We start from the raw sequence: 23119 nt of genomic DNA, 5'->3' as shown, positions 1-23119 counted from the left end.
CCCGCAGCACCGTTGTGTACGAAACAGGCCCCCGCGCGGATGCGCGGGGGCCTGTTTCGTTATGAATCGGCCGCTCGGAGGCTCTTACGCACCAGGCGGAGGGCCCCTAGTCTGATCACTGCTCGATGGTTACTCGCCAGTTACAAGCCCTGAGTCACCGCCCTGAATGACAGGCCCTGCCGCGTGGTCCGGAGGACGTCCGTGAGCGACACACAGACCTTGATCGAGAACCGCCCGCCCACCGTGGCGGCCCTCTTCCTTGAGCGTGTCTCGGCCACGCCGGATGGAGAGGCCTATCGGTACCCGGTGCCGGCCGCCGCCGGTACCGGCGGCCCCGACGACTGGAAGTCGCTCAGCTGGGGCCAGGCGGCCGAGCGGGTCTTCGCCGTCGCGGCCGGGCTGATCGACCTCGGCCTGGGCTCGGAGGAGCGCGTCGCGCTCGCCTCCAACACCCGGGTCGAGTGGATCCTCGCCGACCTCGGCGTGATGTGCGCCGGCGGCGCGGTCACCACGATCTACCCCAGCACCAACGCGGAGGAATCGGCGTTCATCCTCTCGGACTCCGAGAGCCGGGTACTCATCGCCGAGGACGCGAAGCAGCTGGCGAAGGCGCGTGAGCGCCGCGCCGACCTGCCGAAACTCGCCCACGTGGTGGTCGTGGAGGCCGCCGACGCGGTCGCCGCCGAAGGTGACCCCGAGGGCTGGGTGCTCTCGCTCGCCGATCTGGAGGCGCGCGGCAAGGAGTACCTCGCCAAGCACCCCGAGGCGGTCAAGGAGCGGATCTCGGCCATCACCGCCGACCAGCTCGCCACCCTCATCTACACCTCCGGCACCACCGGCCGCCCCAAGGGCGTCCGGCTGCCGCACGACAACTGGTCGTACATGGCCAAGGCCACCGTCGCCACCGGCATGATCCACTCGGACGACGTCCAGTACCTGTGGCTGCCGCTGGCCCACGTCTTCGGCAAGGTACTGACCTCCGGCCAGATCGAGGTCGGGCACGTCACCGCCATCGACGGCCGGATCGACAAGATCATCGAGAACTTGCCGGTCGTGCAGCCGACGTACATGGCGGCCGTCCCGCGCATCTTCGAGAAGGTCTACAACGGCGTGGCCGCCAAGGCGCGAGCCGGCGGCGGAGCCAAGTACAAGATCTTCCAGTGGTCGGTCGGCGTCGCACGCGAGTACGCCAAGGTCACCCAGGACAACTTCCGGCGCACCGGGCAGGCGACCGCCCCCTTCGCCCTCACCACCAAGCACAAGATCGCCGACGCGCTCGTCTACTCCAAGCTCCGCGAGGCCTTCGGCGGCAAGCTGCGCGCCGCCGTCTCCGGCGCCTCCGCCCTCGCGCCCGACATCGGCTACTTCTTCTCCGGCGCCGGCATCCACATCCTGGAGGGCTACGGCCTCACCGAGTCGAGCGCGGCCTCCTTCGTCAACCCGGGCGAGGCCTACCGCACCGGCACCGTCGGCAAGCCGCTCCCCGGCACCGAGGTCCGCATCGCCGACGACGGCGAGGTGCTGCTGCGCGGTCCCGGCATCATGCAGGGCTACCACGGGCAGCCGGACAAGACCGACGAGGTCCTGGAGTCCGACGGCTGGCTGCACACGGGAGACATCGGCGAGCTGTCGCCCGACGGCTACCTGCGCATCACGGACCGCAAGAAGGACCTGATCAAGACCTCGAACGGCAAGTACGTCGCCCCCGCGGAGATCGAAGGCCAGTTCAAGGCGATCTGCCCCTACGTGTCGACCATCGTCGTGCACGGCGCCGACCGGAACTTCTGCACCGCCCTGGTCGCGCTCGACGAGCCGTCCATCCTCACGTGGGCGGCCGAGAACGGGCTGGAGGGCAAGACGTACGCGCAGGTGCTGGCCGCGGCGGAGACCACCCGTCTGATCGAGACGTACATCCAGACCCTGAACGAGGGCCTGCAGAAGTGGCAGACGATCAAGAAGTTCCGGCTCCTGCCGCGCGACCTCGACGTCGAGCACGGTGACCTGACGCCCAGCCTCAAGCTGAAGCGCCCGGTCGTCGAGCGTGAGTTCAAGCACCTGATCGACGAGATGTACGAGGGCGCCCGCGAGGCGTAGCCCGAGGCGGGAAACGACCTTGGGGCAGTGCGGGACAATGGGCGCATGCCTTCCGCACTGCCCGACGGTGAACCCATGCCCGAAGACGGCTCGCTGCCGTCGCACGCCCTGGCGGGCGCGGGCGAGCGGCCGCTCGGCTTCTACCTGCACGTTCCGTACTGCGCCACGCGCTGCGGGTACTGCGACTTCAACACCTACACGGCCACCGAGCTGCGGGGTACCGGCGGCGTGCTCGCCTCCCGGGAGAACTACGCCGACACCCTGATCGACGAGGTCCGTCTCGCCCGCAAGGTGCTCGGCGACGACCCCCGGGCCGTCCGCACCGTCTTCGTGGGCGGCGGCACCCCGACGCTGCTGCCCGCCGGGGACCTCGTACGGATGCTCGCGGCGATCCGGGACGAGTTCGGTCTGGCCGAGGACGCGGAGATCACCACCGAGGCCAATCCGGAGTCGGTGAATCCGCAGTACCTGGCCGAGCTGCGGGCCGGCGGCTTCAACCGGATCTCCTTCGGCATGCAGAGCGCCAGGCAGCACGTCCTGAAGGTGCTGGACCGCACGCACACCCCGGGCCGCCCCGAGGCCTGCGTCGCGGAGGCGCGGGAAGCGGGCTTCGAGCACGTCAACCTCGACCTGATCTACGGGACGCCCGGGGAGTCCGACGACGACTGGCGGGCGTCGCTCTCCGCCGCGCTCGGGGCCGGGCCGGACCACATCTCGGCGTACGCGCTGATCGTGGAGGAAGGCACCCAGCTGGCGCGGCGGATCCGCCGGGGCGAGGTCCCGATGACGGACGACGACGTCCACGCGGACCGGTACCTGATCGCGGACGCGGTGATGGCCGGGGCGGGGTATTCCTGGTACGAGGTGTCGAACTGGGCCACGACCGAGGCCGGCCGGTGTCTGCACAACGAGCTGTACTGGCGCGGCGCCGACTGGTGGGGCGCGGGACCCGGCGCCCACTCCCACGTCGGCGGGGTCCGCTGGTGGAACGTGAAGCACCCCGGCGCCTACGCGGCGGCGCTGGCCGAGGGCCGCTCCCCGGGCGCGGGCCGCGAGCTGCTGTCCGAGGAGGACCGGCGGGTGGAGCGGATCCTGCTGGAGCTCCGGCTGGTCGAAGGGGTCCCGCTCTCGCTGCTCGCGCCGGCCGGGCTGGCCGCGTCCCGCCGCGCCCTGGCCGATGGGCTGCTGGACCCGGGTCCCTACGAGGCCGGGCGGGCCGTGCTGACCCTGCGGGGGCGGCTGCTGGCCGACGCGGTGGTCCGGGACCTGGTGGACTGACGGAACCACCGCGCGAGCCGGGGCGGCGGGTCAGCCCGGGTAGTTCTCCCGCCAGGGCTGGTAGTACGGGTTGTCCTGGCACTCGTTCATGATCTCCGTCTTGGTCGTCTTGTCGACCGGGCAGACCCCGACGATGAACGAGCGCTCGATGCCGCCGGGGAAGGCGACCTCGACCTGCGAGGCCCACTTGTGGGTGTCGCCGATGGTCTTGTTCACGTCCACCCCGCCGGGGGCGTCGATGTAGTAGTTCCAGCCGCTCTTCCACCACGTCTTGTACAGGTCGTGGTCGTAGGTCGTCGAGACGTACGGGGAGGGCTGGTTGACCAGGACGTATTGCTCGATGTCGTACTGCCCGTCCACCGTGGCCTTGGGGTGGAAGCCCTCGGCGAACACGATCGACGGCGGGCGGCCGTCCGCGCGGTAGAGCTGCTTGCAGTTGGTGCGCCAGGACGGGGTCGGGGTGATGCGGGACAGGTCGGCCCGCTGGTCCGCGGCGGCGAAGAGGTGGTCGTCCACGCGCGGGCAGGAGTTCGCCGGAGCGGCGTGCGCGGCGTGCGCGGCCTGTGTGGCGTGCGCGGCCTGTGTGGCGTGCGTGGGAGCCGAGGCGGCCGAGGCGGAGACGGAAGCGGACGGCAGGAGGGCGGCGGCGAGCACGGTCGCGATGAGCACGACGCGCTGCCGCAAAGCAAAGGTGATCATGAAGAGCACCCTTGCGCGCCCTCCGCGGCCGACCACGCACCGTCACCCGAAGGTGAGCGTGTCCGCCGCACGGGTGACGGGGCTACGGGGCCGTCACGAAGTCGATCAGTTCCTCGACGCGGCCCAGCAGGGCCGGCTCCAGGTCGCGGTACGAGGTCACCCTGGACAGGATGTGCTGCCAGGCGGCCCCGGTGTTCTCCGGCCAGCCGAGCGACCGGCAGATGCCCGTCTTCCAGTCCTGGCCCCGGGGGATGACCGGCCACGCGGCGATGCCCAGCGCGGACGGCTTCACCGCCTGCCACACGTCCACGTACGGGTGGCCCACGACCAGCACGTCCGGCGAGGTCACGGACGCCGCGATACGGGACTCCTTCGACCCCGGCACCAGGTGGTCCACCAGGACCCCCAGCCGGGCGTCCGGGGCCGGGCCGAACTCCGCCACGACGGCCGGGAGGTCGTCGATGCCCTCCAGGTACTCCACCACCACGCCCTCGATCCGCAGGTCGTCACCCCAGACCCGCTCCACCAGCTCGGCGTCGTGCCGGCCCTCGACGTAGATCCGGCCCGCCCGCGCCACCCGCGCCCGGGCGCCGGGTACGGCGATCGACCCGGACGCGGTGCGGGCCGGGGCCGCCGGGGCGCGGGACGGGCGGACCAGGGTGACGACCGCCCCCTCCAGCAGGAACCCGCTCGGCTCCATCGGGAACACCCGCCGCTTGCCGAACCGGTCCTCCAGAGTCACCGTGCCCGCCTCGCAGGCCACCACCGCGCCGCAGAAATCCGTACCGGCCACCTCGACCACCAGATCGGGTTCCGCCGCCACCTCCGGCACGGCCTTGGGGCGCTTCCACTGCGGGGTCAGGTCGGGGGAGTACTCGCGCATCCGGCCGACAGTAGGAGAGCCGCGGCCGTCATGCCTCCGACACGCCGAAACGGGCGGCCAGTGTGGCGCGTTGCGCACGGACGAAGTCCGCGGAGACCACCGCTCCGTGACCCGGTACGTACAGCGCGTCGTCCCCGCCCAGCGACAGCAGCCGGTCCACGGCCGCCGGCCACTGCGCCGGCACCGAGTCGTCGCCGGCCTGCGGTTCGCCCGACTCCTCGACCAGGTCCCCGCAGAAGACCGTCTCGCGCTCGCCGGGCACGAAGACGGCCAGGTCGTGCCGGCTGTGCCCGGGCCCCACGTTCGCCAGCAGCACCTGCACCCCGCCCAGCTCCAGCGTCCACTCGCCCGACACGCCGTGCCGGGGCAGCACCAGCAGCTCCACGGCCTCCGCGGCCTCGGCCTGCGCCAGTCCGTGCCGTACGGCGGACTCGCGCAGCTCCTCGCGGCCCGTGGTGAGCAGCGAGTCCAGCCCGACCGCCCCGAACACCTCGGCCCCGGGGAAGGCCGCCCCGCCCAGCACGTGATCGAAATGGCCGTGCGTGAATGCGATATGAGTCACGTGCCGGCCCGTCAGCCGCTCCGCCTCGGCCCGCAGCTGAGCGCCCTCCCGCAGGCACGAACCGGGGTCGACGAGGAGGACGGAATCGTCCCCCACCACCAGTCCCACCGTGCAGTCCCACACCGGAAGCCGCCGCCGGCCGGTCCGCCCGGTCAGCCGTTCCCAGCCCGCCTCTTCCCAACGCACGTCCATGCCGCGACGCTACCCTGGCAGGCCTCCCTTGCCAGGGTCTTACTACCCGGCCGTACACTGAGCGGGGGTTCTCTGGCACTCGAACGCCCAGAGTGCCAGTCAACAAGCAGCGAACAAGGCAACGGACCACAGCTGGAGGTGTGCGCGATGCTCAGCGAACGCAGACTCGAAGTGCTGCGCGCCATCGTCCAGGACTACGTCGGGACGGAGGAGCCGGTCGGCTCCAAGGCGCTCACCGAGCGCCACCGGCTCGGGGTCTCGCCCGCCACCGTGCGCAACGACATGGCCGTGCTGGAGGACGAGGGCTACATCGCCCAGCCCCACACCAGCGCCGGCCGGATCCCCACCGACAAGGGGTACCGGCTCTTCGTCGACAAGCTGGCGGGGGTCAAGCCGCTGTCGTCGCCCGAGCGTCGGGCCATCCAGAACTTCCTCGACGGCGCCGTCGACCTCGACGACGTGGTCGGCCGGACGGTGCGGCTGCTCGCGCAGCTCACCCGCCAGGTCGCGGTCGTCCAGTACCCCTCGCTGACGCGCTCCACCGTGCGCCACGTCGAGCTCCTGTCGCTGGCCCCGGCCCGGCTGATGCTCGTACTGATCACCGACACGGGCCGCGTCGAGCAGCGGCTCATCGACTGCGCGACCCCCTTCGGCGAGACCTCGCTCGCCGACCTGCGGGCCCGCCTCAACAGCAGGGTCGTCGGCCGCCGGTTCACCGACGTACCCCCGCTCGTCCAGGACCTCCCCGAATCCTTCGAGGCCGAGGACCGGGCCACGGTCTCCACCGTGCTCGCGACGCTCCTCGAAACCCTGGTCGAGGAAGCCGAGGAGCGGCTGATGATCGGCGGTACCGCCAATCTCACCCGCTTCGGACACGATTTTCCCCTGACGATCAGGCCGGTGCTCGAAGCGCTGGAGGAGCAGGTCGTGCTCCTCAAGCTGCTGGGCGAGGCCAACGAGTCGGGAATGGCCGTACGGATCGGGCATGAGAATGCTTACGAGGGACTGAACTCCACGTCCGTCGTCTCGGTCGGTTACGGTTCGGGCGGCGAAACTGTCGCCAAACTCGGCGTGGTCGGACCGACCCGCATGGACTACCCCGGAACGATGGGAGCGGTACGCGCAGTGGCACGTTACGTCGGACAGATCCTGGCGGAGTCGTAAGTGGCCACGGACTACTACGCCGTTCTCGGCGTGCGCCGCGACGCATCGCAGGACGAGATCAAGAAGGCCTTCCGGCGCCTCGCGCGTGAACTTCACCCGGATGTGAATCCGGACCCGAAGACGCAGGAGCGCTTCAAGGAGATCAACGCGGCTTACGAGGTGCTCTCGGACCCGCAGAAGAAGCAGGTCTACGACCTCGGCGGCGACCCGCTGTCCTCTTCGGGCGGCGGCGGTGGCGCGGGCGGATTCGGAGCGGGCGGCTTCGGCAACTTCTCCGACATCATGGACGCCTTCTTCGGCCAGGCCTCGCAGCGCGGCCCGCGCTCGCGTACCCGCCGCGGCCAGGACGCCATGATCCGCCTCGACCTGGAGCTGGACGAGGCGGCCTTCGGGACCACCAAGGACATCCAGGTCGACACGGCCGTCGTCTGCACCACCTGCTCCGGCGAGGGTGCCGCCCCCGGCACCTCGGCGCAGACGTGTGACATGTGCCGCGGCCGCGGTGAGGTCTCGCAGGTCACCCGGTCCTTCCTGGGCCAGGTCATGACCTCGCGCCCCTGCCCGCAGTGCCAGGGCTTCGGCACCGTGGTCCCGACCCCGTGTCCCGAGTGCGCGGGCGACGGCCGGGTCCGCTCCCGCCGCAGTCTCACGGTCAAGATCCCGGCGGGCGTCGAGAACGGCACCCGCATCCAGCTCGCGGGCGAGGGCGAGGTCGGCCCCGGCGGCGGCCCCGCCGGCGACCTGTACGTGGAGATCCACGAGCTGCCGCACCCGACCTTCCAGCGGCGCGGGGACGACCTGCACTGCACGGTCACCATCCCGATGACGGCGGCCGCGCTGGGCACCAAGTGCCCGCTGGAGACGCTGGACGGCCTGGAGGAGATCGACATCCGGCCCGGCACCCAGTCCGGCCAGGCGATCCCGCTGCACGGGCGCGGCGTCACCCACCTGCGGGGTGGCGGGCGCGGCGACCTGATCGTGCACGTCGAGGTCACCACCCCGGGCAAGCTGGACCCGCAGCAGGAGGACCTGCTGCGGCAGCTGGCGAAGCTGCGCGGCGAGGAGCGGCCGACCGGCCAGTTCGCGCCGGGGCAGCAGGGTCTGTTCAGCAGGTTGAAGGACGCCTTCAACGGTCGCTGACCGTCCTGACCTCATCGACGAGCCCGGCCCGGGGATGCCCCGGCCGGGCTCGCCGCATTCCCCGCGAGGCCGCTTCCCGGCCACGCCAGGAAGCGGACTATGCCAGGCGAATGCCGTGATTCGGCCCCCTGGGCGGGACATGGCACGATGCAGTCCATGTCCACCGCACCGAACGGTCTCTCCCCCTACCCGATCGTGCAGGCACCCATGGCGGGCGGCGCCTCCTGTCCGCCGCTCGTCGCCGCCGTGTGCGAGGCGGGCGGGCTGGGCTTCCTGGCCGGTGGCTACAAGACCGCCGACGGCATGTACCAGGAGATCAAGCAGGTACGCGCGCTCACCCGGCGCCCGTTCGGGGTGAACCTCTTCATGCCGCAGACCGGTTACGTGGACCCGGCCGCGGTCGAGGCGTACCGCGGGCAGCTGGCCGGAGAGGCGAGCTGGTACGAGATCTCGCTCGCCGACGAGGACATCATCGGTACCAGCGACGACGGCTATGACGCGAAGCTCGCCATTCTGCGGGAGGACCCCGTTCCGGTCGTCTCCTTCACCTTCGGCTGCCCCGCCCCGGCGGTCCTCGCCTCGCTGCGCAAGGCCCGTACGTACACCGTCGTCACCGCGACCTCGGTCGAGGAGGCCCGCGCCGCGCAGGAGGCCGGAGCCGACGCCGTCTGCGTGCAGGGGGTGGAGGCCGGCGGCCACCAGGGCACCCACAGGGACGACCCGCAGGCCGACGGCACGGCGGCGGTGGGCCTGCTCGCGCTCGTGGCGCAGGTACGGGAGGCCGTGGCCCTCCCGATCATCGCGGCGGGCGGCCTGATGCGGGGCTCGCAGATCGCCGCGCTGCTGGCGGCGGGCGCGGAGGCGGCACAGCTCGGGACGGCCTTCCTGGCCTGTCCGGAGTCGGGGGCGGACCCGCTGCACAAGAAGGCGCTGACCGACCCGCTGTTCGTCCGGACCGAGCTGACCCGGGCCTTCTCCGGGAGGCCGGCCAGGGGGCTCGTGAACCGGTTCATGCGCGAGCACGGACCGTACGCCCCCGCCGCCTATCCGCAGATCCACCACCTGACCTCGGGGCTGCGCAAGGCGGCCGCGGCGGCCGGGGACCCGCAGGGCATGGCGCTGTGGGCGGGCCAGGGGCACCGGCTGGCGCGGACGCTGCCGGCCGGGGAACTGGTGGAGGTGCTGGCGGCCGAACTGGCCGAGGCGCAGAGCACGTTGAAGGCAAGGCAGATGAGGAGTGCGTCATGACCGCCCCGGTGTTCGTGGTCGAAGAGGTCCCGTCGGGACCGGAGTTCGTCCTGGACGGCCCTGAGGGCCGGCACGCGGTGTCCGTGAAACGGCTGAACCCGGGTGAGGCGGTGGTCCTCACGGACGGCCGGGGCGGCTGGGCGGAGGCGGTCGTGAAGGCCGCCGAGGGCAAGGACCGCCTGGTCCTGGCGGTGTCCTCGGCCGGGCTGGAGGCCGAGCCGGCGGTCCGCATCACGGTGGTCCAGGCCCTGCCCAAGGGGGACCGCGGCGAGCTGGCCGTGGAGACCATGACCGAGACGGGCGTCGACGCGATCGTGCCGTGGCAGGCCTCGCGCTGCATCACGCAGTGGCGCGGCGACCGCGGGGCCAAGTCCCTGGCCAAGTGGCGGGCCACGGCACGGGAAGCGGGCAAGCAGTCCCGCCGGGTCCGCTTCCCGGAGGTGTCCGAGGCCATGTCCACCAAGCAGGTGGCGGCGCTGCTGGCCGGGGCCGACCTCGCGATGGTCCTCCACGAGGACCGCGACACCCCTTCCGGGGCGCTGGCCGCGGCCGAGCTCCCGGCGGCCGGGTCGATCGTGCTGGTCGTCGGCCCCGAGGGCGGGGTCTCCCCGGAGGAACTGGCCGTCTTCGCCGAGGCGGGGGCCCACCCCTACCGCCTGGGCCGCTCCGTCCTGCGGACCTCCACGGCCGGCACGGCCGCGACGGCGGTCCTGCTCGCCCGTACGGGGCGCTGGGCCTAGCCGTTCGCCTCGATCGCTCCGGGGATACGATGCCCGGAGCGATCAACGACACGGAGGCGAAGCGATGGCCGGGGAACCGCAGGCCGACTGCCTGTTCTGCAAGATCGTCGCGGGGAACATCCCGGCGACCGTGGTCCGGGAGACGGAGACGACCGTCGCCTTCCGGGACATCAACCCGCAGGCACCCACGCACGTGCTCGTCATCCCCAAGGTGCACTACCCCGACGCGGCCTCCCTCGCTGCCGCCGAGCCGGCCGTCGTCGCCGACATACTGACCGAGGCCGGGCGGATCGCCGCCGAGGAGAAGATCGACGACCACGGCTACCGGGTCGTGTTCAACACCGGCGCCGGCGCCGGCCAGACCGTCTTCCACGCCCACCTGCACGTCCTCGGAGGCCGCGGCCTCCAGTGGCCCCCCGGATAGACCGTGTCCGTACGCGAGTTCGTGGTGCTGGGCACCGCCAGTCAGGTGCCCACCCGCCACCGCAACCACAACGGCTACCTGCTGCGCTGGGACGGCGAGGGCATCCTCTTCGACCCGGGCGAGGGCACCCAGCGCCAGATGCTGCGCGCAGGGGTGGCCGCGCACGACATCAACCGGATCTGCGTCACCCACTTCCACGGTGACCACAGCCTCGGCCTCGCCGGGGTGATCCAGCGGATCAACCTCGACCGGGTCCCGCACGCCGTCACCGCCCACTACCCGGCCTCGGGGCAGAAGTTCTTCGACCGGCTGCGGTACGCCACGGCCTACCGGGAGACCGTCCTGATCGACGAGGAACCGGTGGCCGGGGACGGGACGCTGACGCTGGCGCGCGGGACCTCGTACGTCCTGGAGGCGCGGCGGCTCTCGCACCCGGTGGAGTCCTTCGGCTACCGGATCACGGAGCCCGACGGGCGCCGCATGGTGCCGGAGCTGCTCGCGCGGCACGGGATCAAGGGGCCGGACGTCGGCCGGATCCAGCGCGAGGGGCGGCTGGACGGGGTCACGCTGGAGGAGGTCAGCGAGCCGAAGCCGGGGCAGCGGTTCGCGTTCGTCATGGACACCCGGCTGTGCGAGGGCGTGGAGGCGCTCGCCGAAGGCTGCGACATGCTGGTCATCGAGTCGACCTTCCTCGACGAGGACGCGCAGCTGGCCGCCGACCACGGACACCTCACGGCCGGGCAGGCGGCGCGGGCGGCGCGGGACGGGGGCGTGAGGCACCTCGTGCTGACGCACTTCTCGCAGCGGTACACCGATCCGTCCGTGTTCGAACGCCAGGCCCGCGAGGCGGGGTTCGAGGGCGAACTGACGGTGGCTGCGGACCTGGTACGGGTGCCGCTGCCCAAGCGCACCTAGCCCGCCTCTTTTCGGATCCCGCCGCGCCCGCGCGGCAGCTGGACGCGGTCGCGCGCGCGGCGGGGGAGCCGACGGACGGAGATCTCCGCGACCTCCGGATCCGCACCGCCGACCCCCGCCCCGCGCACCCCCGCGCCGCCCGCCAGGACCGTCGCGGACGCGCAGCGCGACGGCGGTCATCGGCCCCGCCGCGGGAAGAGCGGGGCCCATGCCTCTCAAGTGGCGGGAGCCGGGGATAAGGTCATGTCGGTGGTGATCTGCGCCACACTGGGTTTCAGGTCTACCCGAAGCGGGAAGGGCTGGCAGCTTTCCACCGCAAACCCTCGTGCAGAAACGGCCCTTCAAGAACAACGGGGAGTACACCGTGACCAGTCGGGACAGCGACGACATCCGCGCAGCAGCAGTGGACCCGCTCGGTCCGCTGCGTGACCCCCAGGAGCCGGGCTGCGACGTCTTCCTGACCGGAACGGTCTTCCTCGACATCATCTTCACGGGCCTCGACTCGGCCCCGGTGCGCGGTACGGAGTCCTGGGCGCGCGGCATGGGCTCCAGCCCGGGCGGCGTCGCCAACATGGCCACGGCCCTCGCCCGCCTCGGCCTGCGCACCTCGCTCGCCGCGGCCTTCGGCGACGACCACTACGGGGAGTACTGCTGGGACGCCCTCGAACAGGGCGAGGGCATCGACCTCTCCATGTCGCGGACCATCCCCGGCTGGCACAGCCCCGTCACCGTCTCGATGGCGTACGAGGGCGAGCGCACGATGGTCTCGCACGGCCACGAGGCACCTCCCCCGGCGGGCCCCGGCCCCTTCCCGCAGTGCCCGCCGCGGGCCCGGGCGGCCGTGGCCTCACTGGGGCCCGGCCGGGGCGCGGAGTGGATCGGCGAGGCGGCGCGGCGCGGCTCGCGGGTCTTCGCGGACGTGGGCTGGGACGAGAGCGGCCGCTGGGAGCTGGGGGCCCTGGCCGACCTGGAGCACTGCGAGGCCTTCCTGCCGAACGCGGGCGAGGCCATGCGGTACACGCGGACCGACTGCCCGCGCGCGGCGGCCCGGGCGCTGGCGGAGAAGGTGCCGATCGCCGTGGTGACGATGGGCGCGGAGGGCTCGTACGCGGTGGACGGGCGCACCGGCGAGACCGCGCGGGTCCCGGGGATCGCGGTGGACGAGCTGGACCCGACCGGGGCGGGGGACGTGTACGTGGCGGGCTTCGTCACCGGCACCCTCGCGGGCTGGCCACTGGCGGACCGGCTGGCCTTCGCCGGGCTGACGGCGGCCCTGTCGGTCCAGGAGTTCGGCGGCTCCCTGTCGGCCCCCGGCTGGCCGGAGGTGGCCCACTGGTGGCGGGCCGCCCCGGACGGGCTGCGCGGCCGGTACGGCTTCCTGGACGACCTGATCCCGCCCGGCTCGACCCCGGCGGCGCGGCGCAGGGCGGTGCCGACGATCGGCTTCCGGCACTCCGCGTAACCGGCCGGGACCGGCGGGGAAAACCCCTCGGTGAAGGCCCGGGGGCGACGTACGCTTGGTACTCCGGAGGTCGTCGATCGGCGCGGCCCCTCAGCGGGAGGTATGCGCAGGCCACAGTGCCGGCCCATGACTCAGACACCCACAGCCCAGATCCCAGCGCCGGGCCAGGCGCGAGCCCACTTCACCGTTCCGGCCACGCACCCGATGGTGACGGTGCTCGGCTCGGGTGACGCCCTGTTGCGCGTGATCGAGAGGGCCTTCCCCAAGGCCGACATCCACGTGCGGGGCAATCAGGTCAGCGCTGTCGGGAACGCGACGGAAGTCGCTCTGATCCAGCGCCTGTTCGACGAGATGATGCTGGTGCTCCGCACCGGGCAGCCGATGACGGAGGACGCAGTGGAACGCTCGATCGCCATGCTCCGGGCCAATGGCAGCGGCGTGGAAGGAGGGGAGGAGACGCCCGCCGAGGTGCTCACCCAGAACATCCTCTCCAGCCGCGGCCGCACCATCCGGCCCAAGACCCTCAACCAGAAGCGGTACGTCGACGCGATCGACAAGAACACGATCGTCTTCGGCATCGGCCCCGCCGGTACCGGCAAGACCTACCTCGCCATGGCCAAGGCGGTCCAGGCCCTGCAGTCCAAGCAGGTCAGCCGGATCATCCTGACCCGGCCGGCCGTCGAGGCGGGGGAGCGGCTCGGCTTCCTGCCGGGCACGCTCTTCGACAAGATCGACCCGTACCTGCGTCCGCTCTACGACGCGCTGCACGACATGATCGACCCGGACTCGATCCCCCGGCTGATGGCCGCCGGGACCATCGAGGTGGCGCCCCTGGCGTACATGCGCGGCCGCACCCTGAACGAGGCGTTCGTCGTCCTCGACGAGGCGCAGAACACGACTCCGGAACAGATGAAGATGTTCCTGACCCGGCTCGGTTTCGACTCGAAGATCGTCATCACCGGTGACATCACCCAGGTCGACCTGCTGCCGGGCGGCACCAGGAGCGGTCTGCGCCAGGTGCAGTCGATCCTCGAAGGGGTTCCGGACATCCACTTCTCGCGGCTCACGTCCGAGGATGTCGTCCGGCACAAGCTGGTCGGCCGTATCGTCGACGCGTACGAGAAGTACGAGGACGGCCAGGACGGCCGGAACGGCCAACACGGGAAGTAGAACTCAGCGCACCATGTCGATCGACGTCAACAACGAGTCCGGAACCGAGGTCGACGAGCGGGCGATCCTCGACATCGCCCGCTACGCGCTCACCCGGATGCGGATCCACCCGCTCTCCGAGCTCTCCGTCATCGTCATCGACGAGGACGCGATGGAGCAGCTCCACATCCAGTGGATGGACCTGCCCGGACCCACCGACGTCATGTCCTTCCCGATGGACGAGCTCCGTCCGCCGGCGAAGGACGACGAGGAGCCCCCGCAGGGGCTCCTCGGTGACATCGTGCTCTGCCCCGAGGTCGCCAAGAAGCAGGGCGAGGAAGCCCCGACGCAGCACTCCATGGACGAGGAGCTCCAGCTCCTGACCGTCCACGGGGTGCTGCACCTGCTCGGTTACGACCACGAGGAGCCGGACGAGAAGGCCGAGATGTTCGGCCTGCAGGCGGCCATCGTCGACGGCTGGCGCGGTGAGCGCGGCATGACGGGCCCGTCCCCGGCGCCCACCGTCTCGTGAACGCCCCCCAGCTGATCACCGGCGCGGTCCTGCTGGTGGTGGTGGCCTGGTTCGCGGCGTGCGCCGAGTCCGGGATCGCCCGCATCTCCAGCTTCCGCGCCGAGCAGGCCGTACGGGAGGGCAGGCGCGGCAGCGAGAAGCTCGCCCAGGTGGCCGGCGACCCCACCCGCTACCTCAATGTGGCGCTGCTGGTCCGGGTCACCTGCGAGATGGCGGCGGGGGTCCTCGTGACTTACGTCTGCCTCGACGAGTTCGGCGATACCTGGACCGCGCTGCTCGTGGCCATCGCCGTGATGGTGCTGGTCTCCTTCGTCGCCGTCGGGGTGTCCCCGCGTACGATCGGCCGCCAGCACCCCCTGAACACCGCGACGGCGGCCGCGTACGTCCTCGTGCCGCTCGCCCGGGTGATGGGCCCGATCCCGCAGCTGCTGATCCTCATCGGCAACGCGCTCACGCCCGGCAAGGGCTTCCGCAAGGGGCCGTTCGCCTCCGAGGCCGAGCTGCGCGCGATGGTGGACCTCGCGGAGAAGGAATCGCTGATCGAGGACGACGAGCGCCGGATGGTGCACCAGGTCTTCGAGCTCGGCGACACCCTGGTGCGCGAGGTGATGGTGCCGCGCACCGACCTGGTCTGCATCGAGCGGTACAAGACGGTCCGTCAGGCGACCACCCTCGCACTGCGGTCGGGCTTCTCGCGCATCCCTGTGACCGGGGAGAACGAGGACGACATAGTCGGGATCGTCTACCTGAAGGACCTCGTCCGCAAGACCCACATCAGCCGGGAGGCCGAGTCCGACCTGGTCTCCACGGTCATGCGGTCGGCGGTCTTCGTGCCGGACACCAAGAACGCGGGCGATCTGCTGCGCGAGATGCAGCAGGTGCGCAACCACGTGGCCGTGGTCATCGACGAGTACGGCGGCACCGCCGGCATCGTCACGATCGAGGACATCCTGGAGGAGATCGTCGGCGAGATCACCGACGAGTACGACCGGGAGCTCCCGCCGGTCGAGGACCTCGGTGAGGACCGCTACCGGGTCACGGCCCGCCTGGACATCACCGACCTCGGTGAGCTGTTCAAGGTCGAGGCGTTCGACGACGAGGACGTGGAGACGGTCGGCGGACTGCTGGCGAAGGCGCTGGGCCGGGTGCCGATCGCGGGCGCCTCGGCCCTGGTGGAGCTGCCGGACGGGCGGCCGCTGCGGCTGACGGCCGAGTCCCCGGCCGGGCGGCGGAACAAGATCGTGACGGTGTTGGTGGAACCGGTGGCCGCGGCCGACGCCGCGGGGGAGGAGGGGGAATGACCCCGGCGCAGCTGCGGGAGTTCTGCCTGAGTTTCAACGCGGCGGTGGAGGAGTTCCCCTTCACCCCGGAGACCTCGGTGTTCAAGGTGCTGGGCAAGGTGTTCGCGCTCACGTCGCTGGACGCCGAGCCGCTGAAGGTGAACCTCAAGTGCGAGCCGGAACTGGCGGTGCGGCTGCGCGAGGAGCACGCGGCGGTCGTGCCGGGCTATCACATGAACAAGCGGCACTGGAACACGGTGACCGCGGGCGGGCCGGGCGCGCTGCCGGACGAGATGGTCCGGGAGTTGGTGGAGGACTCGTACGACCTGGTGGTCGCGGGCCTGCCGAAGGCGGAACGGCTGCGGCTCGACCGGCCGTGACCGGCCAGTCCCGGCGGGGGCGTTGCACGGCCCCGCCGGGACGCTCCCTATGCTTTCGACCATGACCGACAGCACCGGGATCGACCCCGAGGACAGCAAGATCATCACCCTGGCACGCAGCGCCCGGGCCCGCAACGGCGTGCCCGAGGGGGCGGCGGTGCGGGACGAGACGGGCCGCACCTACGTCGCCGGGACGGTGGAGCTCGACTCCCTGAAGCTGAGCGCGCTGCAGACCGCGGTCGCGATGGCGGTGGCGAGCGGGGCCGAGTCCCTGGAGGCGGCGGCCGTGGTCAGCTCGGCGGAGTCGGTGGCCGACGCCGACCGCGCGGCGGTCCGCGACCTCGGTGGCCCGGCCACCCCGGTCCTCCTGGCCGCCCCGGACGGCACCCTCAGGTCCGCCACCCCGGCGGGCGGCTGATCCGGAGGCGGCGCGGGCCTTCGACGGCGCGGGCCTTCGACCCGGCCCGCGTGCCCGCCTGCGTACCGGCCGGCGTGCAGGACTTCGTACCGGCCGGCGTGCAGGACTTCGTACCGGCCGGCGTGCAGGACTTCGTACCGGCCGTGTGCCCGCCCTCCTGTCAGCCTTCGCGCCAGACCAGCGTGTACCGCCAGAACAGCCTCCGGCGCAGCCGCGCGCCCGGCAGCACGGCCTCGGTCTCGCTGACGACGGCCCGGAACCCCATGTCCGCCGGGCGCGTCGGGGCCGTCATCGAGGGCGGCCGGGGAGCCGTACGGCCCTTGTTCTTGATCCACCCCAGGGCGGCGTTCAGCGGAATCGCGGCGGCGCCGAGCAGGTGGTCGCCCGGGGTCTGCGCCCGCGCGAGACCGACGACCACCAGGGTTCCGCCCGGGGCCAGGTGTCGGCGGAAGTGGCGCAGGGCATCGCCGAACGGCAGATGGTGGATCGTGGCGACGCAGGTGACGACGTCGTACGGACCCGGCGGCACGTCCGTCAGCGCGTCCCCCACGGCGAACGCCACCGGGACGCCCGGAGCGGTCAGTTCCCGCGCCCGGGCGACGATCGCCGCATCGGCGTCGACCGCGTGCACCGCCCCGGCCCGGGTGGCCAGGAGCCTGGCCAGGTCGCCGCTGCCCGAGCCGACGTCCAGCGCCCGGCCGAACCGACCGGGCAGCTGCCGCAGGATCCAGCGGTGGTAGTGGGCGTTGTGGTCCCAGGGGTGGGCGGCGTTGAACCGGCCGATCGCCTCGAAGGCGCGCTGCGTCAGTGGATTCACACGGTGAGTGGATCATTTGTGCGGCGGCGGATCACCATCGCCATCAGCGCGGCCATCGCGCACAGCGCGCCCGAGGCGTACCAGACGACGTCGTACGAGCCGAAGACGTCCCGCGCCAGGCCGCCCAGGAAGGCCACGACCGCCGCCCCCACCTGGTGCGAGGCCAGCACCCAGCCGAAGACGATCGCGCTGTCGTCCCCGTACTGCTCACGGCACAGGGCGATGGTCGGCGGGACGGTCGCGACCCAGTCCAGACCGTAGAAGACGATGAAGAAGACCATCGGCGGGTGGACCGACGGGGCCAGCAGCATCGGCAGGAAGAGCAGCGAGACCCCGCGCAGGGCGTAGTAGACCGCCAGGAGCCGGCGCGCCTCGAAACGGTCCGTGAACCAGCCGGACGCCACCGTGCCGACCACGTCGAACACGCCGATCACCGCCAGCAGTCCGGCCGCCGCCGTCACCGGCATGCCGTGGTCGTGGGCCGCCGGTACGAAGTGGGTCCTGACCAGGCCGTTCGTGGAGGCGCCGCAGATCGCGAAGGTACCCGCGAGCAGCCAGAAGGGGCCGGTCCGGGCTGCCTTGACCAGGACGGTGACCGCCCGGCGCGCGGCTCCCGGCACCGGGGCGGGCTTCTGCGCGTACGTGCCCCCGTACGGAGCCAGGTCTACGTCCGCCGGGTGGTCGCGCAACAGCAGCCACACGAACGGGACCACGCACAGGGCGGTGAGGGAGACGGTCACCGTCGCCGGGCGCCAGCCGTGGTGCTCCACCAGCCAGGACAGCAGCGGAAGGAAGACCAGCTGCCCGGAGGCCCCGGCCGCCGTCAGGATCCCGGTGACCAGGCCGCGCCGCGCCGTGAACCACCGGTTGGTCACCGTCGCCGCGAAGGCCATGGCCATCGAGCCGCTGCCCAGACCCACCAGCACGCCCCAGAACAGCACCAGCTGCCATGAGGCGGTCATCCACACGGTGGCGGCCGAGCCGCCCGCGATGACCGTCAGCGCGCCCGCGACGACCTTGCGGATGCCGAATCGGTCCATCAGGGCGGCCGCGAACGGCGCGGTCAGCCCGTACAGCGCGAGGTTCACGGAGACGGCGAGGCCGATCGTGCCGCGCGACCAGTCGAACTCCTCGTGCAGCGGCTCGATGAGCAGTCCGGGGAGGGAGGCGAAGCCCGCGGCGCCGATGATCGTCACGAAGGAGACCGCCGCGACGAACCAGGCGCGGTGGATGCGTCCGGGCTGCGGCGGGGCCTGCAGGGGGGCCGTGGAGGCCGTGGAGGTGGGGGCTGTCTGCGTCACGCCGACAGCTTCCGGCCCGCCGTACCCCTGACGACAGTGGCCCGGCTGTCATGCTTCGATATGATCGGGCCATGGAGCCGCAACCCCGGACCCACCGCGTCGTCGTCCTCGCCCTCGCCGGGCTGCTGCCCTTCGAGCTCGGCATCCCGCACAGGATCTTCGGGCGTGCGAAGGATCCGGCCGGGCGGCCGCTCTACGAGATCCTGACCTGCGGCCTCGCCCCCGGACCGGTGCGCACGGACGCCGACTTCGCGATCCAGGTCGAGCACGGCCCGGAGCTGCTGGCCACCGCCGACACCGTGGTGGTGCCGGCCTCCTACGAGCTGGGGCCGGTCCACGAGCACGGCCGGCTGACCGGTGAACTCGCCGCGGCCCTCGCGTACATCCGGCCCGGCACCCGGCTCGTCTCCATCTGCACCGGCGGCTACGTCCTGGCCGCCGCGGGCTACCTGGACGGCCGCCGGGCCACCACCCACTGGGCCTCCGCCGACCACTTCCAGCGCCTCTTCCCGGCCGTCCGGGTCGATGCGGGCGTGCTCTACACCGACGACGGGGACGTGCTGACCTCTGCCGGCGTCGCCGCCGGGATCGACCTGTGCCTGTACATCGTGCGCCGTGACCACGGCGCTGCCGTCGCGAACGACGTGGCCCGGCGGACCGTCGTACCGCCCCACCGGGACGGCGGGCAGGCGCAGTTCATCGAGCGCCCGGTGCCGCAGCCGCAGCTGGCCAGCACCACGGCCGCCCGCGCGTGGGTGATGGACCGGCTGCACGAACCGCTGCGCCTCACCGACCTGGCCCGGAAGGAGGCCATGTCCGTACGGACCTTCACGCGCCGCTTCCGGGAGGAGTCGGGAGTCAGCCCGGGCCAGTGGATCGTGGGGCAGCGGGTGGAGCGGGCCCGGCGGCTGCTGGAGGAGACGGAGCTGCCGATGGAGCAGGTGGCGCGGGAGGCGGGCTTCGGGACGGCGCAGTCGCTGCGCAAGCACGTGCAGGCGGCGCTGGGGGTGAGCCCGACGGCCTACCGGCGCACCTTCCGCGCGGCCGCCTGCACCAGCACGCCGCCATCTCCTGATGGGCCATCAGTTGATGCCGGGTCCGTGCATTGACTTCTCCTGCCGCCCGCTCGTGAATGGCCCCCTGTCGGGGCGACGGAACGCAGGGGGCGGGCAGTGCGAACAGGCGCGCGCAGCAGGAGCAGGAGATGGTCGGCAGCCGTCGGCATGGCCGCGCTCGCGGCAGCGGCCGGGGGAGCGCTGAGCGCACCCGCCGCCGCCGTCGACGAAACGCCCCCGGGCCAGGTCCCGGGCCAGGTGAACTTCCCGACCCACTGCCTTCCGCCCCAGGAAGCCGGACTCCCGCCCGCCGACGGGCCGACCACCGCCCGGATCACCGTCGACAACCCGGCTCCACAGGTCGGCGACACCGTCACCGTGACCTACCAGGTGATCGCCACCCCGGCCGTGGCGGACCCGGACCGGAGCCCGGCCGGCGCCGGACTCCCCGCCGACGCGCCGACCCCGACGGGCCGGGTCCTGCTGGCGGGCGCCCAGAGCGGCGAGGTCACCGTGGTCGGCGGCCGACGCGACGTCCCCGCCAGCCCCGCCAGCCCCGCCAACCCCGGCGCGGCCCTGCCCGCCCTCACCATGACCGGCACCTTCACCGTCACCGCGCCCGGCGAGATCACCCTGGCCCCCGGCGGCTACACCCTGCACACCAGCCACCCGGTGGACCTCGACACCGTGTGCCCGGCCGCCGAGGCCCCCGTCTCCGTACGCCTCACCGCGACGCCGCTGCCCACGGCCAACCTGCGCAGCGTCTTCCTCGCCGCGCCCGCCGGCGCTCCGGGAGCCCGGCTCAAGGTCACCGCCGCCGGTTTCACCCCGGGTGCGACCGTGACGGTGGCCGGGCGCGCGGGCGCCGCCGAGACCGCCGACCGGGCCGTCGCCACCGCCGACGAGCTCGGGGTGGCCCTGGCCGAGCTGCCGGTCACCGACAAGGCCACCACCGCGGTCGTCGCCTACGAGGGGACGGCCTGGTCCGCGCGGCTGGGCTCGGGTCCGGCGGCGTACACCGTCATCGGGGTCACTCCGCCGCCGCCCGGCACCCAGGAGATCACCGCCACCGTCGAGCCCGGCACCCTCGCCATGACCCAGGCGGGCGAGGCCATCACCCTGGGCGCGGTGCCCTACGGCGACGGCGGCGGTGCCCCCGGCCGGATCGGCACCGTCACCGTCAAGGACGCCCGCGGCGGCCCGGCCGGCTGGTCCCTGATCGGCAAGGTCACCGACTTCACCGGGCCCGGCGGTCTGCGCATCCCGGGCGGCTCCCTCTCCTGGACCCCGACGTGCGCCGCCGCGGCGGGCAGCCCCAGCCCGTGCACCGCGGGCAGCGTGGGCACGGTCGGCCCGGACGGCGCGGTCCTGGCCTCCACGCCCGACGGCCCCCTGGTCGGCGGCACCTTCACGGTCGACGCCGCGGTCACCCTCCACGTGCCCCCGTACACCCCGCCGGGCGCGTACACGGCGGTCCTGACGCTGACCCTGTCGTGACGACGGTCCGGGTGCCGTCGCGCGGGGCCGTCCCCGCCGCCGTGCTCACCGCACTGCTCGCCGCCGTGCTGCTGCTCGGGCCCGCCGGGACGGCCGCGGGCGCCGACAACGGCCAGTGGTCCGTGCTGCCCGCCGCCAACGCCGTCGGTCAGCGGCCCTACTTCTACCTCGCCGCCGCACCCGGCCGGTCGGCCGCCGACACCGTGACCGTCACCAACCGCTCCGACCGGCCCCGTACCTTCCGGCTCTACGCCGCCGACGCCTACAACACAGCCCGGGACGGCGGCTTCGCGCTCCGCGGCCCCGACGAGCCGCGCCTGGCCACGGCCGCCTGGGTCACGCTCGACCGGGAGCGGGTCACCGTACCGGCCGGGGGGTCCGTCAGCGTCGCCTTCACCCTCGCCGTCCCCGAACGGGCGGAACCGGGCGACCACCCCGGCGCCATCGTGGCCCTGGAGGACCGGCCCGCCGCCACCACGGCCCGGGGGATCGGCGTGCAGCAGGCCGTCGCCGCCCGCCTGTACCTGCGCGTGACCGGCCCCACCGCCCCGGCCCTCGCCGTCCGGGACGTCTCCGTCCGGCGTCACGGCGCCGGCGCGGAGGTCTCGTACACGCTCCACAACCTCGGCAACGTCACGCTGCGCCCCCGGGCCGCCCTCACCGCCACCGGAGCCCTCGGCCGGCCGCTGCTCGCCCGCGGCCTCACCGGACTGCCCGGCGAACTGCTGCCCGGTCAGGAAGCCCGGCTCAGCGCCCCCTGGGACGGTCCGCCCGCGGCGGAATGGGCCGACGTGACGGTACGGGCCACGGCCGACGGAACCACAGCTCAGAGCCGTGCCGCCTACGCCACCCACCCCCGTCTCGGCAGCCTCCTGGCGGCCGCCGGCGTCCTCGCGGCCATGGGCTGGTCGGCGCTGGGAGCGGCATCGGGGAGAATGGCCCGTATGAGCGATCGTTCCCCCGAGTCCACCGCCCCGCACCGTGCGGGCTTCGCCTGCTTCGTCGGCCGCCCCAACGCGGGGAAGTCGACCCTCACCAACGCACTCGTGGGCACCAAGGTCGCGATCACCTCCAACCGGCCGCAGACCACCCGCCACACCGTCCGCGGCATCGTGCACCGCCCCGACGCCCAGCTCGTCCTGGTCGACACGCCCGGCCTGCACAAGCCGCGCACCCTGCTCGGCGAGCGCCTCAACGACGTCGTACGGTCCACCTGGGCCGAGGTCGACGTCATCGGGTTCTGCCTGCCGGCCGACCAGAAGCTCGGCCCCGGCGACAAGTTCATCGCGAAGGAACTCGCGGGGATCAAGAAGACCCCCAAGATCGCCATCGTGACCAAGACCGACCTGGTCGAGTCCAAGCAGCTGGCCGAGCAGCTCCTCGCCATCAACCAGCTCGCCGCGGAGCTCGGCTTCGAGTGGGCCGAGATCGTGCCCGTCTCGGCCGTCGGCGACAGCCAGGTCCAGCTGCTGGCCGACCTGATCGCGCCGATGCTGCCGGAGAGCCCGCCGCTGTACCCGGAGGGCGACCTCACCGACGAGCCCGAGATGGTCATGGTCGCGGAGCTGATCCGCGAGGCCGCGCTGGAGGGCGTACGGGACGAGCTCCCGCACTCCATCGCCGTGGTCGTCGAGGAGATGATCCCGCGCGAGAACCGCCCGGCCGACCGGCCGCTGCTCGACATCCACGCCAACGTGTACATCGAGCGGCCCAGCCAGAAGGGCATCATCATCGGCCCGAAGGGCGCCCGGCTGAAGGAGGTCGGGATGAAGTCGCGCAAGCACATCGAGGCGCTGCTCGGGACCCCGGTCTTCCTCGACCTCCACGTGAAGGTCGCCAAGGACTGGCAGCGGGACCCCAAGCAGCTGCGCAAGCTGGGCTTCTGACTC

22 protein-coding genes and 1 pseudogene are annotated in these 23119 nt (G+C 72.5%); 18 read left to right on the top strand and 5 right to left on the bottom strand.

Features of this window, described 5'->3' with window-relative positions:
• Positions 1-201 precede the first annotated feature (201 nt).
• The gene (locus OG737_RS08990; RefSeq protein ID WP_328925678.1) at positions 202-2094 is read left to right on the top strand and encodes an AMP-dependent synthetase/ligase; all 1893 of its coding nucleotides are present in this window, start codon (positions 202-204) and stop codon (positions 2092-2094) included.
• Between the two features lie 45 nt (positions 2095-2139).
• Positions 2140-3372, top strand: a complete 1233-nt coding sequence (hemW, locus tag OG737_RS08985) for a radical SAM family heme chaperone HemW (protein ID WP_328925677.1) — start codon at positions 2140-2142, stop codon at positions 3370-3372.
• 30 nt (positions 3373-3402) lie between these two features.
• On the opposite strand, the gene OG737_RS08980 is transcribed toward hemW, so the two are convergent.
• The 3 genes from OG737_RS08980 to OG737_RS08970 all read right to left on the bottom strand — a co-directional run bounded on the left by OG737_RS08980 (position 3403) and on the right by OG737_RS08970 (position 5708).
• The gene (locus tag OG737_RS08980) at positions 3403-4071 is read right to left on the bottom strand and encodes an ADP-ribosyltransferase (protein ID WP_405679962.1); all 669 of its coding nucleotides are present in this window, start codon (positions 4069-4071) and stop codon (positions 3403-3405) included.
• Between the two features lie 82 nt (positions 4072-4153).
• A complete protein-coding gene (locus OG737_RS08975; protein WP_328925675.1) occupies positions 4154-4954 on the bottom strand; it encodes a DUF3097 domain-containing protein in 801 nt (266 codons plus the stop codon).
• A gap of 28 nt (positions 4955-4982) precedes the next feature.
• Positions 4983-5708, bottom strand: coding sequence for an MBL fold metallo-hydrolase (locus OG737_RS08970; RefSeq protein ID WP_405921390.1), 726 nt, complete (start codon positions 5706-5708; stop codon positions 4983-4985).
• A gap of 147 nt (positions 5709-5855) precedes the next feature.
• On the opposite strand from OG737_RS08970, the gene hrcA reads away from it, so the two are divergent.
• The 12 genes from hrcA to OG737_RS08910 all read left to right on the top strand — a co-directional run bounded on the left by hrcA (position 5856) and on the right by OG737_RS08910 (position 16560).
• On the top strand, positions 5856-6872 hold the full coding sequence (gene hrcA / locus OG737_RS08965; RefSeq protein ID WP_328925673.1) for a heat-inducible transcriptional repressor HrcA: 1017 nt from the start codon (positions 5856-5858) through the stop codon (positions 6870-6872).
• Positions 6873-8012 carry a molecular chaperone DnaJ gene (gene dnaJ, locus OG737_RS08960; RefSeq protein WP_328925672.1) on the top strand — a complete coding sequence of 380 codons (1140 nt, stop codon included), beginning with the start codon at positions 6873-6875 and terminating at the stop codon, positions 8010-8012. It abuts the gene before it with no gap.
• A 156-nt stretch (positions 8013-8168) separates the two neighbouring features.
• Positions 8169-9260 (top strand): nitronate monooxygenase, encoded by a 1092-nt coding sequence (locus OG737_RS08955; RefSeq protein ID WP_328925671.1) that lies wholly within the window; start codon positions 8169-8171, stop codon positions 9258-9260.
• Positions 9257-10000 (top strand): 16S rRNA (uracil(1498)-N(3))-methyltransferase, encoded by a 744-nt coding sequence (locus tag OG737_RS08950; protein WP_328925670.1) that lies wholly within the window; start codon positions 9257-9259, stop codon positions 9998-10000. Before OG737_RS08955 ends, OG737_RS08950 begins: the two co-directional genes overlap by 4 nt.
• Positions 10001-10064: 64 nt before the next feature.
• A complete protein-coding gene (locus OG737_RS08945) occupies positions 10065-10424 on the top strand; it encodes a histidine triad nucleotide-binding protein (protein ID WP_328925669.1) in 360 nt (119 codons plus the stop codon).
• A 3-nt stretch (positions 10425-10427) separates the two neighbouring features.
• Complete coding sequence (locus tag OG737_RS08940) at positions 10428-11339, top strand: ribonuclease Z (RefSeq protein WP_405921389.1); 912 nt, start codon at positions 10428-10430, stop codon at positions 11337-11339.
• A 364-nt stretch (positions 11340-11703) separates the two neighbouring features.
• Positions 11704-12801, top strand: coding sequence for a PfkB family carbohydrate kinase (locus OG737_RS08935; protein WP_328925666.1), 1098 nt, complete (start codon positions 11704-11706; stop codon positions 12799-12801).
• 126 nt (positions 12802-12927) lie between these two features.
• Positions 12928-13971 (top strand): PhoH family protein, encoded by a 1044-nt coding sequence (locus tag OG737_RS08930; RefSeq protein WP_328925665.1) that lies wholly within the window; start codon positions 12928-12930, stop codon positions 13969-13971.
• A 13-nt stretch (positions 13972-13984) separates the two neighbouring features.
• On the top strand, positions 13985-14482 hold the full coding sequence (ybeY, locus tag OG737_RS08925; RefSeq protein ID WP_053689049.1) for an rRNA maturation RNase YbeY: 498 nt from the start codon (positions 13985-13987) through the stop codon (positions 14480-14482).
• Positions 14479-15783 carry a hemolysin family protein gene (locus OG737_RS08920; RefSeq protein ID WP_328925664.1) on the top strand — a complete coding sequence of 435 codons (1305 nt, stop codon included), beginning with the start codon at positions 14479-14481 and terminating at the stop codon, positions 15781-15783. Before ybeY ends, OG737_RS08920 begins: the two co-directional genes overlap by 4 nt.
• On the top strand, positions 15780-16142 hold the full coding sequence (locus tag OG737_RS08915) for an MmcQ/YjbR family DNA-binding protein (protein ID WP_328925663.1): 363 nt from the start codon (positions 15780-15782) through the stop codon (positions 16140-16142). Before OG737_RS08920 ends, OG737_RS08915 begins: the two co-directional genes overlap by 4 nt.
• Before the next feature lie 61 nt (positions 16143-16203).
• Positions 16204-16560 (top strand): cytidine deaminase, encoded by a 357-nt coding sequence (locus OG737_RS08910; protein ID WP_405679966.1) that lies wholly within the window; start codon positions 16204-16206, stop codon positions 16558-16560.
• 160 nt (positions 16561-16720) lie between these two features.
• On the opposite strand, the gene OG737_RS08905 is transcribed toward OG737_RS08910, so the two are convergent.
• Entirely contained in the window at positions 16721-17377 is a 657-nt protein-coding gene (locus OG737_RS08905; protein WP_328925661.1) for a class I SAM-dependent methyltransferase, read from the bottom strand.
• Complete coding sequence (locus OG737_RS08900; protein WP_405921388.1) at positions 17374-18678, bottom strand: MFS transporter; 1305 nt, start codon at positions 18676-18678, stop codon at positions 17374-17376. Before OG737_RS08900 ends, OG737_RS08905 begins: the two co-directional genes overlap by 4 nt.
• A gap of 71 nt (positions 18679-18749) precedes the next feature.
• On the opposite strand from OG737_RS08900, the gene OG737_RS08895 reads away from it, so the two are divergent.
• The 4 genes and pseudogenes from OG737_RS08895 (at position 18750) to era (ending at position 23116) form a co-directional block, all read left to right on the top strand.
• Complete coding sequence (locus tag OG737_RS08895; protein WP_328925659.1) at positions 18750-19787, top strand: helix-turn-helix domain-containing protein; 1038 nt, start codon at positions 18750-18752, stop codon at positions 19785-19787.
• A gap of 114 nt (positions 19788-19901) precedes the next feature.
• Complete coding sequence (locus tag OG737_RS08890) at positions 19902-21230, top strand: beta-xylosidase (RefSeq protein WP_405921387.1); 1329 nt, start codon at positions 19902-19904, stop codon at positions 21228-21230.
• Positions 21227-21664 (top strand): annotated as a pseudogene (locus OG737_RS08885) (WxL protein peptidoglycan domain-containing protein); the annotation flags it as partial. The gene OG737_RS08890 and the pseudogene OG737_RS08885, both read left to right, overlap by 4 nt.
• Positions 21665-22165: 501 nt before the next feature.
• Positions 22166-23116 carry a GTPase Era gene (gene era / locus OG737_RS08880; protein WP_405681424.1) on the top strand — a complete coding sequence of 317 codons (951 nt, stop codon included), beginning with the start codon at positions 22166-22168 and terminating at the stop codon, positions 23114-23116.
• Positions 23117-23119: the final 3 nt, after the last annotated feature.

The sequence above is a fragment of the Streptomyces sp. NBC_00122 genome (assembly GCF_045160845.1).
Classification (GTDB): Bacteria; Actinomycetota; Actinomycetes; order Streptomycetales; family Streptomycetaceae; genus Streptomyces.
The sequence above is the reverse complement of the archived record's forward strand: the minus strand, read 5'-3'. Positions and strand labels throughout refer to the sequence as shown.